General features: G+C 49.2%; 13 protein-coding genes. 6 read left to right on the forward strand and 7 right to left on the reverse strand.

Annotated elements, in window-relative coordinates; genetic code table 11:
• Positions 1–55 precede the first annotated feature (55 nt).
• Positions 56–1,012: a threonine ammonia-lyase gene (locus tag ACFO5U_RS01540; RefSeq protein WP_377276064.1), complete on the reverse strand. Its 957-nt coding sequence runs from the start codon at positions 1,010–1,012 to the stop codon at positions 56–58.
• Between the two features lie 116 nt (positions 1,013–1,128).
• Here ACFO5U_RS01540 and ACFO5U_RS01545 point away from each other — a divergent pair, with 116 nt between their 5' ends.
• The 3 genes from ACFO5U_RS01545 (at position 1,129) to ACFO5U_RS01555 (ending at position 5,141) form a co-directional block, all read left to right on the forward strand.
• Positions 1,129–1,692: an SLOG family protein gene (locus ACFO5U_RS01545; protein WP_377276066.1), complete on the forward strand. Its 564-nt coding sequence runs from the start codon at positions 1,129–1,131 to the stop codon at positions 1,690–1,692.
• Positions 1,693–2,172: 480 nt separating this feature from the next.
• Positions 2,173–3,663 carry a glycine betaine uptake BCCT transporter gene (locus tag ACFO5U_RS01550; protein WP_377276067.1) on the forward strand — a complete coding sequence of 497 codons (1,491 nt, stop codon included), beginning with the start codon at positions 2,173–2,175 and terminating at the stop codon, positions 3,661–3,663.
• Between the two features lie 98 nt (positions 3,664–3,761).
• Positions 3,762–5,141, forward strand: a complete 1,380-nt coding sequence (locus tag ACFO5U_RS01555) for a Glu/Leu/Phe/Val family dehydrogenase (RefSeq protein WP_377276069.1) — start codon at positions 3,762–3,764, stop codon at positions 5,139–5,141.
• Between the two features lie 15 nt (positions 5,142–5,156).
• Here the strand turns inward: ACFO5U_RS01555 and ACFO5U_RS01560 are convergent, their stop codons facing one another.
• Positions 5,157–6,089 (reverse strand): catalase family peroxidase, encoded by a 933-nt coding sequence (locus ACFO5U_RS01560; RefSeq protein ID WP_377276070.1) that lies wholly within the window; start codon positions 6,087–6,089, stop codon positions 5,157–5,159.
• 97 nt (positions 6,090–6,186) lie between these two features.
• Here ACFO5U_RS01560 and ACFO5U_RS01565 point away from each other — a divergent pair, with 97 nt between their 5' ends.
• Positions 6,187–6,456, forward strand: a complete 270-nt coding sequence (locus ACFO5U_RS01565) for a GNAT family N-acetyltransferase (protein WP_377276071.1) — start codon at positions 6,187–6,189, stop codon at positions 6,454–6,456.
• A gap of 52 nt (positions 6,457–6,508) precedes the next feature.
• Here ACFO5U_RS01565 and ACFO5U_RS01570 read toward each other — a convergent pair whose 3' ends face one another.
• Positions 6,509–7,186, reverse strand: a complete 678-nt coding sequence (locus ACFO5U_RS01570; RefSeq protein WP_377276073.1) for a hypothetical protein — start codon at positions 7,184–7,186, stop codon at positions 6,509–6,511.
• 128 nt (positions 7,187–7,314) lie between these two features.
• On the opposite strand from ACFO5U_RS01570, the gene ACFO5U_RS01575 reads away from it, so the two are divergent.
• A complete protein-coding gene (locus tag ACFO5U_RS01575; RefSeq protein ID WP_377276075.1) occupies positions 7,315–7,623 on the forward strand; it encodes a hypothetical protein in 309 nt (102 codons plus the stop codon).
• A gap of 1 nt (position 7,624) precedes the next feature.
• Here ACFO5U_RS01575 and ACFO5U_RS01580 read toward each other — a convergent pair whose 3' ends face one another.
• The 3 genes from ACFO5U_RS01580 to ACFO5U_RS01590 form a co-directional block, all read right to left on the reverse strand.
• Positions 7,625–7,834, reverse strand: a complete 210-nt coding sequence (locus ACFO5U_RS01580) for a hypothetical protein (protein ID WP_377276076.1) — start codon at positions 7,832–7,834, stop codon at positions 7,625–7,627.
• Positions 7,835–7,994: 160 nt separating this feature from the next.
• Positions 7,995–8,945 carry an ATP-grasp domain-containing protein gene (locus tag ACFO5U_RS01585; protein WP_377276078.1) on the reverse strand — a complete coding sequence of 317 codons (951 nt, stop codon included), beginning with the start codon at positions 8,943–8,945 and terminating at the stop codon, positions 7,995–7,997.
• A 125-nt stretch (positions 8,946–9,070) separates the two neighbouring features.
• Complete coding sequence (locus tag ACFO5U_RS01590; protein WP_377276080.1) at positions 9,071–9,550, reverse strand: PaaI family thioesterase; 480 nt, start codon at positions 9,548–9,550, stop codon at positions 9,071–9,073.
• Positions 9,551–10,205: 655 nt separating this feature from the next.
• Between ACFO5U_RS01590 and pepF the strand changes: the two genes are divergently transcribed.
• Positions 10,206–12,020: an oligoendopeptidase F gene (pepF, locus tag ACFO5U_RS01595; RefSeq protein WP_377276082.1), complete on the forward strand. Its 1,815-nt coding sequence runs from the start codon at positions 10,206–10,208 to the stop codon at positions 12,018–12,020.
• A 42-nt stretch (positions 12,021–12,062) separates the two neighbouring features.
• On the opposite strand, the gene ACFO5U_RS01600 is transcribed toward pepF, so the two are convergent.
• Positions 12,063–13,352 (reverse strand): purine/pyrimidine permease, encoded by a 1,290-nt coding sequence (locus ACFO5U_RS01600; protein ID WP_377276084.1) that lies wholly within the window; start codon positions 13,350–13,352, stop codon positions 12,063–12,065.
• Positions 13,353–13,415 lie beyond the last annotated feature (63 nt).

Genomic DNA, 13,415 nt, shown 5'->3' on the forward strand with positions numbered 1-13,415 from the left:
TCCATAAATAGCCGGACCCTCTTAAGAGAGCCCAGCTATCTTTCCTCATTTAAGACTACTTATCTCCAGCAAGCAACGACGCTAATCGCGCTAAATCAATATTGCCGCCGGAAATCACCGCCACAATTTTCTGTTCCGGAGCGCCTATTTTTCCGGCCATGACAGCCGCTGCTGCCACTGCGCCAGACGGTTCCACCAATTGCTTGGCTCGCACGGCTAGGTCGCGCATCGCCTGGATGATTTCATGTTCTTCCACCGTCACCAAATCATCCAATAGCTTAGCCACGATTGGGAAAGTCAGATCGCCCGGTTGCGAAGTCCGCAAGCCATCCGCAATCGTTTTCGTCGGGTCGATTGCCGTGATTTCCCCGTTTTTTAAAGACAGCTCGGTGTCATTGGCGAGCGACGGCTCCACCCCAACGACCAACACGTCCGGACGCTTCGCCTTGACCGCCGTCACGATTCCTGAAATTAATCCGCCGCCGCCAATCGGGACAGCAATTATCTCCACATCCGGCACTTGCTCGAGAATTTCCAGCCCGATGGTTCCTTGTCCGGCGATGACATCCTCATGGTCGTAAGGTGGAATGTAAACGCCGCCTTGTTCTTCTGCCAGAAGCTGCGCTCTTGGAATTCGTTCCGCCGAGGTCGTCCCGCAGTATTCCACATGCCCGCCGTATGCTTCAATTGCTGCCACCTTCGCCGGGCTCGCATCTGTCGGAACCACAATGACCGATGAAATACCGAGCTTGGACGCGATGTAAGCGACGGCTTGACCGTGATTGCCGGAAGATGCGGCCGTCACCAACTCCGCCCCTTGTGTTACTGCATGAGTCACGGCATTGGTCGCGCCCCGAATTTTGAATGAACCGGTTTTTTGCAAATGCTCCGCCTTAAAACAAACCTTGCGTTTCCACGATTCCTCTAGCGAACGCACTCGAAGAATCGGAGTCTCATGAATCACCTCTTGAATCACCGTCCGCGCCTGCTCAATCTTTTCCAGCTTGACCATAGCCTCACTCCTTTTTGTAAATCCTATCATAATTTCAAAGCAAACTGCCTAGTCTCCATCTTCGGGCAAAATGCGGTAAACTGGGAACATCGATTCTATATAAAGGAGGAGACGTTATGCTCAAACGCTTAGTCGTCACCGGCTATAAACCACATGAACTGGGCATTTTCGATGATAAGCATGACGGCGTACGCTTTATTAAAAAAGCGCTGGAAACGCGAATCCGCGTGCTCATAGACGAAGGGCTCGAATGGGTCATTTTGAGCGGACAGCTCGGCGTCGAGACTTGGGCTGCGGAAGTGGTGATCGAGTTACAGGATGAGTTTCCGCAATTGCATTTCGCCATCTTGACGCCGTTCGAGGATCAAGAGAAAAACTGGAACGAAACAAAACAGGAGAAATACGAATTCCTGTTATCCCAAGCTGACTTTCACCGCAGCTTGACGAACAAGCCTTATGAAGCGCCTTGGCAATTTGTCGAGAAGAACAAGTTCTTCCTGCGCAATTCCGACGGCATCCTGCTCGTCTATGATGAAGAAACGGAAGGCTCCCCGAAGTTTATCAAACAGGAAGCGGAGCGTTATGCAGAGAAAAACGAATACGAGATCCTCATCATTTCCGGCGACGACCTTCGCATAGTGGCGGAAGAAGAACAGCAAAGTGAGTGGAATGACTGGTGAACTGGAGCCGCCCTGACACAATTGTTCAGGGCAGTTTTGGTTTGTCTAGTTGAATTGGAGGTGAGCTGGCGTCGGCGTGCGGAAAAATGGGGTTCATTGATTTAGCGTCATGATTGGATTCGCCGCCTTGCTTTGGATTGGCTTCTTGCAGTGAGGCAAGAAAAGCACTTGCCTCACTGCATTAGCTCACCCGTATACGCTAGGGGGCTTTTCATTTCCTTTGGCTCTATCTGGTTAAAATCGAGCTTACTTGATAAGTTTCGTCCGCTGATTGGGAAATCACTTCGCTGGACGAGGTTAGAATTGAGGTAAAGACTTTTTAGCTCTGTTCACTTTATCTACGCTTTTTATCCAATATCCAGATTCTAGCGATCAATATAGGAATATAAAACTCTCCTTCACCTCAGCTATGTATTTGACTATTCATACGTCATCCTATAACCTTAATAGCTATGTTAAAAAAACATCATAGGAGGAACCATGAACAAAGCAACTAAGGTTTTTTATATCGCATTCGCACTCGTCATTTTGACTGTGGGCTTCGGCGTCATCGCCCCGCAAATCTTTGAACAAGCTACCAGCTCGATTCGCACATACATCAACACTGCATTCGGCTGGTATTATTTAACGATCATGGCACTTCTGTTGATTCTCGTTATTGTTATCATTGTCAGCCCCTACGGTAAGATCCGCCTCGGCCGCGACTCGGATCGCCCGGAATTCTCCACCTTTACATGGATTGCCATGCTGTTCTCTGCAGGCATGGGAATCGGGCTGGTCTTCTACGGCGCTTCTGAACCGCTATCGCATTTCGCCATTCAACCCGCGACAGCAGAAGTAGGCAGCAATGAAGCATTCAAGGAAGCGTTGCAGCGCACCTATTACCATTGGGGCATCCACGTTTGGGCCATGTACGGTATGGTCGCATTATCGCTAGCGTTTTTCCAATTCCGCAAAGGGCAGCCGGCACTGATCTCGACGACGCTCAGACCGTTGTTCGGCGATCGCATGGACGGCCCGCTCGGCACATTGGTGGACGTCTTGGCAGTTTTCGCAACAGTATTCGGTGTTGCCACTTCACTCGGATTCGGGGCCGCGCAGATCAACGGCGGGATTGCCTATCTGTTCGGTGCGCCTCAAGAATATTGGGTACAAATGGTCATCATCGGTGTTGTTACCTTGCTGTTCATCATCTCGGCTTGGTCGGGATTGAATAAAGGCATCAAGTATTTGTCGAACACCAATATGGTGCTCGCCATTACTTTGCTGGTCCTCGTGCTCATTCTCGGGCCGACAATCCTGATTTTGAACCTCTTCACGGAAACGTTCGGGGCTTATATCCAAAACTTGATCGGCTTGAGTTTTCAGTCGGCCCCGCTTGATGCGGAAAACCGCAGCTGGCTCGACGGCTGGACGATATTCTATTGGGCATGGTGGATTTCCTGGGCGCCATTCGTCAGTATGTTTATCGCTCGGGTTTCCAAAGGGCGGACCATCCGTGAGTTCTTGATCGGTGTCGTCTTGGCCCCGACCATTTTCGGTTCACTGTGGTTCGGCGCGTTCGGTACGACCGCCATCAATATGCAAAAAAGCGGCATTGATTTGACTGCTTACCCAACGGAGCAAACTTTGTTTGCGACATTTAGCAATTTGCCGCTCGGCATGATCATGTCGATTATCGCCATTTTGCTTGTCAGCACATTCTTCATCACGTCTGCAGACTCCGCGACATTCGTGCTCGGCATGCAGTCGACAAAAGGCTCGTTGCTCCCGAGCAATCAAATTAAGATTTTATGGGGAATCGCCCAGTCAATGGTCGCCGCCATCCTATTGTCGGTCGGCGGCTTAACGGCTGTGCAGAACACCATCATCATCGCGGCGCTGCCGTTTTCATTCGTCATGATATTGATGGTCATCGCATTGTTCAAGGCTTTGAACACCGAACATCAATTGATGCAACGCAAAAAATAATTTCTCGCCCGCCATAATTTTATGGCGGGCTTTTTCTATGGGCATATTGACGTCCTGAAAGGGTATAGGGGAAGTAATGACTTTTGGAGGTGCTTGAATTGGAAGAAGAAACAAAACAAATCATCCAGGATTCGCTGGATGCCTTATACGAAAACAAAAAATTCCTGCCCGATTTGACAGATGGGGTGCGCGAGCAGGCGTTCACCTCGTTAAGCGCCATTATCTCCACGCCGAATAATATCCACAAATCGTTCTTACGGGTTCCACGGGAAGATGGAACGATTGAACGCATTCCTGCCTACCGCGTCCAACATAATGATAGTTTAGGGCCTTATAAAGGCGGCATTCGTTTTTACGAAGGCGTCAACGAAGAAGAAGTGGTCAATTTGGCGTTTTTGATGACTTTGAAAAACGCTTTGCACCAAGTGCCGTTTGGCGGGGGCAAAGGCGGAATTGTCATCAATCCGCGCAATTACAGTGAAAAAGAACTGAATGTCGTCTCCCGTAAGTATGTGCGCTATTTCGCGGACGTCATCGGCCCGGACAAAGACATTCCAGCCCCTGATATGGGCTCCGGTGAACGCGAGATGGATTGGATGATGGCCGAATACAAGAAAATCCACCATGGCAAACCGTATCTTGGCAGTTTCACAGGAAAAAGCGTAGACAATGGCGGTTCGCTCGGGCGTCGCGAAGCGACCGGCAAAGGCGTCTATTTCACATTCCGCTATTTAATCCACGATTATGTGCTGGCACATAAACAAACGCTTCAAGAGACCGGCAACCCGTTTGCCCAAACGGCATTAGCGCACGCCGAACGCCCACTTAAAATGGCGGTTCAAGGATTCGGGAATGTCGGCTCTGTAGCTGCTCTCGAAGCCAGTCAATGCCATTCCTTGAACAATCGGGTCATTGCTGTCAGCGACCGCAATGTCACGCTTTATAATGAAGAAGGACTCGATATCCCGACTCTCATCGCCTTTACCGCGACCAACCGGGGCGATTTGCCGACTGACCAAGAGCAGCTCGGGCAAGCTGGCGTAACGGCTGAAATTCGCGGACGCGATGAATTATTGACATTGCCTGTCGATGTGCTCATTTTGGCAGCACTTGAAGACCAAATTCACAAAGACAATATGCAGGATATCCAAGCGAAAATCATCGTCGAAGGCGCCAACGCACCGACCACGCGCGATGCGGACGCCTACTTGAGCGATAAAGGCGTCATCATCATTCCGGACATTTTGGCGAATGCGGGCGGTGTCATCGTCTCTTACCTCGAATGGCTGCAAGGCCGCGAGACGCAATACCATGAAGAATCGGAAGTGTTCCGTTTGCTTTTGGAAAAAATGAAAGACACAATGGACACGATTCTTCCGCAATATTTCGGAGATCCGTATCCACTTCGCGAGAATTGCTTTATCCATGCCGTGCGCCGCTTATCGACCGTGCTTCATAAACAAGGCATGCTCTATTAACAAAAGACAGCCCGCTCAATCCTGCGGGCTGTCTTTTGTGTTTTCGGCCGTGCGCTTTTCATGTGAATAGCGGTACGCGGAGCGCCGGAACTGCAAAATTGGATCGTCCGAACAGGCGATTCCCTCCGTCATAACAGTCGGATCGTAAAGCGCTTGTTGCGCCTCATCGTCTTCTGTTTCAATTTGCAATCGCCCAAGATACACGCGTTCACGCTCTTTCGGCCATTCCCGCGTCGGGTCGTCTGTCGGATCATCCGGTTCGCCGATAATGGCATAGAGTTTGAAATACACTGATCCACCCGCGATGCGTTCAGCTAATTCGTTTTCGTAATAACCGAATGGCACATCTTTCATGTCTTTCAATGACATTTTTTCAGCTCCGTTTTCTGGTTCAAATACGTATTTGACCGCTTGCCTCTCGTTGCCTTTTTCAAAATAAAATGCATGGATGGAATGATAAACGCCGGTCGCAAAGCTTTCCGGGACCGTCATCTTCTGCACGCTCGCCAACATGGCACGCACTTCCGGAAAATCCGTCATCAGCTCTGCCAGCTCGGCCAATTTCGGCAGGCCTTTCTGAAACGATCTGGACACTTCGAGCATTTCCAGAAACCGCTCCGGTGAACGGGTGAAAAACACGGGTGATGTGACCGAGACGATATTCGTCACTTGTTTCGGGCCGAGTTCGAACTGCACCGCCATGCCTTTGACCGGAGACATTGCATCCGTCCATGACGGTTCCGGTGAAAAATGCGAAAAGCGCACGAGTACAGGCACTGTCCCTTGTTGAAAATGGGCTGCGTCTGTCAGCCTTGCCGCCTGTCCACTGCCTTGAAAAACTCCTTTGCATCCTGCCCCTCTTGCATGGGCCCGACGATATCCTGTATGTTCCCCGAAAACGTCTTCAATGCGATCGACGGCCTGGTGTTCCAGTTTTTTCGATTCCATATCATCCCTCCTGTTTGTTTCATACCCTTTATGCATACAATCGAAAAGAACGGGAATACTTAATTGTAGAGTAATTACCATAAAGGAGGAAACTGGAATGGATTTTCAACACCAAGACAACCGCATCACCTTGCTGGATGGCTCTGATGAACTCGGCTTTGTCAGCTATCAAGAAAATGGGGATGTATTGACCATTGACCACACCGAAGTCGCACCGGAACTCAGCGGCAAAGGTATGGGCAAGAAGCTCGTCGGCCAATTGGTCGAACATGCCCGTAACGATGGCAAATCAGTAGATCCGCAATGTCCGTACGCCAAAAAAGTAATCGAACGGACGGAAGAATACCAAGACGTCCTGGTCAAATAGAAACGCGTTTTGTTGGAATCAAAAAATGGCAGCCGGATGGCTGCCATTTTTCTTATCGGAAATCCCCGTCTGCTACATTATAAAGATAGCTCCAGTTATCCGCTTTATGAAGGTCGTGGAATGTGAGTTTATCGCCTGTTCCAAGCGTCACTTCTTCGCCCATGATGGCGACGATCATCGCTGTCCCCGCATTATCTAGATTTAGATAGACATCACCGATGGAAGGACGGATGGCACTCTTGTCGCGAAGGTCTTCCGCAAGCTGCGCGTCCCGCTGCTTTTGATCTTCCGAAACTTTGGATTTGTCGAAATATGCGATGTCATTGCTGCCCTGTTCTTCACCCGGCGTCATGACAAAGAATTCTCTAGATTTCACGGTGTTTTGTCTCGACGTAATGACGTTCTTGCCTTCGACCGTCTCGACTTTCTCGAACTCGTTCAAAGAATAATGATCCATATAATCCGGATCCGGTTTGGCGATCAGGATATATCCGCCTTCTTCAGCCGGAACATCCTCCCGCAATGTGTAACGCTCCCCGAAGAACAGGAACGAATCCATTTGCTTCGGCTTGTAAAACGTCACTTCCTCCGCGCGGCTTGCCACTTGCTCCATGTCTTTGACGCGGAACATCAAGACCGATTTTTTGGCGAGCGGTTTGACGGAATAAACTTTGTGCAATTCGTTTTGATAATAGACGAATTGGCCTTTTCGAACTTGAAGTAATTTCATTCTTTCCCCTCCGATACTATCAGTGCTATGGACCATTTTAGAGCAAACAATGCAGGAAGTCCATGCAACCGAACGATTTATCTGCTATTGTGAAAACATCCCAAGATTCTGTAAAAGGAGTGACCCGAATGGAATACGAAAGCCGTGAAGATTTCATCATCAAGAAATACCAGCAAGATGAAGAAACGATGGTCCGCGTCTTTGTGCAATGGTGCGTCAACCATAAAATCGACCCGCTGGCACTTTATACGGCGGCATATCCGTCACAAGCTGAAAATCAGCTGCTGAAAACCGCAATGGAAGAAACCGAAGCTTTCGAATACGACATCGGCGGCGACATCCTGCTCGAAGTGCTCCAATCATTCGGCAATGATGATTTGGCGTTTGAAGTGGCCAAAGAAATGGAAAAGCTGCCTAAACCCGACGCAGAGTCATGACTTAACGTCTCCCTTTGCGCGCCAACTCTTTCGCTTTGTTCTCGATATGCGTCGTCCGTAAATTCTCCATTCGGTTCGAAGCAACGCGGCTGTAAATGCCATCAAATTTAGAAGCCTTTTTTAACTCTTTGCTTTCCTCATCTACTACGCTTTCCGGTTCAGAAGGTGTCCGCTCTTGTGCTTCCGGTGTTTCTTTTGTCTCCTTTTCCATCACATTTCACTCCCTTCAGCAAATAGTCTCTTTTTCCAACCGTTCCCTTGAATAGCGGCAGGTAAACGTGGCAGCGCTAGTGCTGCTTGAAAATAGCGGAAACAAAAAGGACGGAACAGCCCACTCGGCCGTTCCGTCCTTTTATTGAATTCATTGCGCATTAAACGAACGCGCGATCTTGTTGGCGCAGTTTGTTCAAATACTTCGCCAGTTCAAGCATGCCGTATGTTCCATTCGCTGCTTCCGCATCTGCATTATAATTGGTATTGGTATTGACGTCATACGTGAAGAGCTCACCACCAGCATTTTGGATAAATTCGATGCCGGCCACTTCAATGCCGTTTTCTGCGAGAAAGCGTTCATATTTGGCGATAATCGGGTCATTGAAGCCTTCAACCACTTGGAACTTCGGCCGCGTTTCGGATACACCGTCGGCTGGGCAAGAGATGTCTTCTAGGCGGCATGCATCCGCCGGGCATAATTCAAATCCTTCCGATGTATCGACGCGCACCGCGTACACAAACTTGCCGCCGACAAATTCACAGCGTGTGATGAACGGTTCCGGCGCTTGAATATATTGCTGCAGCAATGTGATGCCGTCGACAGAAGCGTCGAACTCATCGCCGCCGACGTATTCTTCCAGCGCTTCGATCGAATGGAACAAGCGGACGCCGAGCCCTTTTCCTGCGCGGTTATGTTTCGTGATGAACGACTCGCAGCGGAACGCTTCCGCTGCACCAAGCAGCTGCTCTTTACCGCTGACGGCGACCGTTTTCGGCGTCCGGATGCCAGCTGCATCCAGCGCCATGTATTGATTCACTTTGCTGACTTCGAGGCGCAATGCGCGGCTGCCGTTGACGACGCGCCGACCGTGGCGTTCGAGCCAAGCAATCTTCGCTTCCGCCATTTCCGGCGCAAAGCGGTGACCTCGCGTATGCGAAGAAGCACTCATGCGATTATAGAAAACCCCTTGCGGCGGGACGCTTGTCAAATCGATCGATCCTCTATCCGTAAACCAGTCTTCATAAGGTACCTCCAGCTCTTCTAAACGCCGGAATAAATGCACAGTCCACTCTTCGTTTTCATGAATGACGTATACTTTTTCTGTCATCGAAATTCCTCCTCCACCTAAGCATTGAATACATAGAGCATACCTTATGCATTTAATCCCTACAAGCCTTATAGACTTTGAAAGTAATAGCCATTAAAAAAACACCGGAATGACCGGCGCTTTCTTCATGAGGTGAAAGTGGATGGCATAAGTACGGCAACCACTTCGCCGTTAGCCACTTTGATGTCTTCAGCAAACACTTCGACGATCACTTTATATTTTTTCGGATGAATTTCCTCGACTTTGCCGATCGCTTTTAAAGTTTTTCCGTGAGGTGTCGGCTTCAGGAAATCAACATGCAAGGAACCCGTCACAAAGCGCGGCGTTTCTTCGCCGCTGCCAGGTTCATGGCCATTTTTTCGGTGCAGGAACAATGAGGCTGAACCCGTCCCGTGGCAATCAATAAGCGATGCCAACAAGCCGCCGTAGACAAAACCAGGGATGGCCGTATGTTCTTTTCTCGGTTCGTACAATGTGATGGTGTCATTTCCCTTCCAACCGGTGCGCAGTTGAAGCCCGTCTTCGTTTAACCTCCCGCACCCATAGCACCAGGCAAAATCTTCTGCATACTCATCTTGGATTGCGTGTTCAATCGTTTCGGTCAATTGATCTCACTCCCTTATCAGTCGTCTTTTTTTACATTCCACATTGCCTGCCGGAAGCCTGCCTGCTTCACGAATTTCTTTTAGCTTAAATTAAGAGACAACAGAAAAAGCATGATCCCAACTACTCGGATCATGCTCTCTCTTTGCTGTCCTCCGCTTATTCCTTGGAGGATTTTCGCACGCGGAAAATTCTATTCAATTCTTCTACAAACTTACATGTTGGCGAATCATACTCCCGCCTATGCAGTTTAGTGGCGCTGGCCGGCTTTGGATTTCTCACATATACTTCTCAGTGATCAATAGACTTTGCAGCCAGGCGTTCAGTTGCACTTACACAAAAAACCTAACCGTTACTGTGAAAACTTGTTTTGAGTGGAACCATTTTCATCTGGTTCCTGACAAGAGCTGTATCGCCAGTAAAGCAAATTTTCCGCCAAGGCTGTGCATTTTCTCGTCAGAAGGCGATTCCGGTAAAAACCGTTCGTATCTTCTGACGGTCATTCCGCCTTGTATCATTCTATACCCGGCTTCAAATTTAATAAACCTAATTTTTAAAATTTTCTTATTTATTTTAAAACTTTTTTTACTTTTAGCTGTTTGAGCTCTATACTTAAAATTAGTTCGACATCCGTAATACAAAGGAGAGAAAAATACATTGGTTAAAAGCTTACCGTTGCGTTCAGAAGTATCAATAGAAGAAACATGGAATCTCGATAGCTTGATGGAAAGCCCGCAAGCGTTCGATAGCGCCTTGGAACAACTGGACCAAGAAACCGCTGCGTTTGCAGAGCGATTCCAAGGCAACATCACCGACGCCCCTACTGCGCTCGAGGCGTTGACTGCCTATTTGGCACTTGCCGAGAAAATGGTTGCTCCCGGTACTTATGCGAGCTTGTCCTACAGCACCGACCAAACCGATCCGGAAGCACAAATGCGTGCCGGGAAATACAGCGCGTTCGCCGCAAAAATCGGCAGTCGCCTCGCATTTGTGACGAGCGAGCTATTGGAGTTGCCCGAAGAAACCTTGAAACAAGCGATGGGCGAGTCAACAGAGTTTAAAGGCTATTTGGAAAAACTGCTGAAGAAAAAACCGCATCAACTGCATCCCGCTGCTGAAAAAAGCTTGGCTGCTTATTCTTCCGTTTTCCAGGCGCCTTATGGACTTTACAATACGACGAAAATGGTCGATATGAACTTCCCTGATTTCGAAGCGGGCGGAAAGTCTCATCCGCTCAGCTACGTATCATTTGAAGGTGATTGGGAAGCGGAAACCGACACCGAGCTTCGTCGCGCCGCCTTCCAGGCGTTTTCCGACAAACTGCGCGACTACCAACATACGACGGCTAAAACATACGATATGCAATTGCAAACCGAAAAAACGACAGCCGATTTGCGTGGGTACGAAGACATCTTCGACTACCTGCTATTCAATCAGGAAGTCGATCGTACATTGTATGACCGTCAAATCGATTTGATCAAAACCGAACTTGCGCCGCATATGCGCAAATATGCACGCTTGCTGCAAAAAGCGCACGGCTTGGAGAAAATGACTTTTGCCGATTTGAAAATTTCCTTGGATCCGTCCTACGATCCGGAAATTACGGTCGAGGAATCAAAACAGTATATCAATGAATCGCTGAAAATCATGGGGCCGGATTATTTGGATATGGTCGAACGCTCTTATCAAGAACGCTGGATCGATTTTGCCCAGAACAAGGGAAAATCAACTGGTGCTTTCTGTTCGAGCCCATACGGCGACCACCCGTATATCCTCATTTCTTGGACCGGCCGCATGAACGAAGTGTTTGTCCTCGCCCATGAACTGGGCCATGCCGGACATTTCTACCATGCGAACCGTGAACAGAATTTGTTCAATGCACGCCCTTCACTGTACTTTATCGAAGCACCTTCGACGATGAACGAAATGCTCGTGGCCAATCATCTCTTGAAGAGTTCGGAAGATCCGAAATTCAAGCGCTGGGTCATTTCTTCCATTGTAGCGAGAACGTATTACCATAACTTCGTCACTCATTTGCTTGAAGCGGCTTACCAGCGCGAAGTGTACAAAAAGATCGATGCTGGCGAAAACGTCAATGCCGGCACTCTTAATGCGCTGAAGCGTGGCGTGCTTGAAGAGTTCTGGGGAGACGATGTGGAAATCACCGAAGGCGCTGAACTGACGTGGATGCGCCAGCCGCATTATTATATGGGGCTTTATCCATATACGTATAGCGCCGGTTTGACGATCTCCACACAAGTGTCCAAACGCATCCTCGCAGAAGGCCAGCCGGCGGTCGACGAGTGGATTGATGTGTTGAATGCAGGCGGCACGAAAACGCCTGTGGAATTAGCTAAAATGGCCGGCGTGGACATTACGACAGAACAACCGCTACGCGATACCATCGCCTATATCGGCGAGTTGATCAATGAACTCGAGCGCTTGACTGAAGAAATCGACAGCCAAAAATAACAAACAGGCAGCAAAAGGAAACTCCTTTTGCTGCCTATTTTTTTATGCCAACCGCTTTACGCGCATCAGCACTTGTTCGATGATGATCGCGATGACCGTGCCCGAGATCAATCCGTTGGATAAAATCGCCGCAACCGCTGATGGCAATTCAGCCATGCTGTCGGTCGGGATGAACATCAAGCCGACGCCTGTCATTAAACCGAACGCCGCTACCTTATACGAACGTTTGCGGTTGCCTTCCATCTCCAATTCATTGAACGCCATCTCCACCATCTTCGAGAAAATCGCAAAAATGACAGCGTATGCGACCGGCGCCGGCAAAGCGGCGAGTACCGCCATCAACTGTGGAAACAAACTGACGAACGCGACGATGACACCGCCTACGATAAACGGGCGTAGTCCCGGGGTCCGCGTCGCGCTGACAAATCCAGCCGCACCGGAAATCGGCACCGGGCCGACAGCCGAAAACAAACCGGCGAGCAAATGGTTCAATCCGGATGCGACCGATGCCTGTTTCATGCGGTCTTCTGCCTGAATGGAAAATGAGTTTTTCAATAAGCTTTCCATGACCCGTACCGAAGCCATCATATTAGCGATGAGCAGCACCGTCAAGAATAGCGTGGTGATGAACATGCCTCCATCGAACACGAGCGGGCCAAACACAAGCATATCGGGAAACGTCATCCAGGCTCCACCGGTTTGTGGAATGCTCGGCGCTTTGCCGATTGCCCAAAACAACAGCCAACCGAAAGCGATCGAAAATAAGACCGAATACCGGCTGATGAACGCTGAGCGGTGAAACATGAAGTAAAAAGTGGCCAATATGACGGCAATCGCTGCCAACAGCACCCGCACATCAAGCAAATCCCCTTCTGAAGCGATGCCGAACAACCCTTTCATGATTGACTCACTGATCTGCAAAACAAGCAGCAGCAAGTATACGAAAGTGATGGTCGGAGTGAAAAACTGTTTGAGCTTATCGACAAGCCCCGTCACCGCGAAGACGATGAACAAAATCCCGCTATAGAGCAAGCCGCTTTGCAGCACTTGCAAAGATTCTTCGGCCGTCGAATACAACACGCCGACAAGTCCGGCATAAACGATGAATACGCCCCACCACAATCCGGCCGGGCCTTCATTGATCGGCAAACGGTGGCCGATAAACGCTTGAATCAAACAAGCGATGCCGAGGACAAAGATTGTACGCTGCAAAAACAGCGCCGTGTCGGCTGTATCCATGCCGAAAATATTTGCAATGGCGATTGGGGCAGCAATGGAAGAAGCGATCAAAAAGATCGCCCACTGTACGCCGCCCGCTAAATTTTTAGTCATAAGTGCATCTCTTTTCATTTAAAGTATTTTTCCAGTATACACGGCCAGCACGAGAAAAAGCCC

The sequence above is a fragment of the Planococcus dechangensis genome, assembly GCF_042654465.1.
GTDB classification, from domain to species: Bacteria; Bacillota; Bacilli; order Bacillales_A; family Planococcaceae; genus Planococcus; species Planococcus dechangensis.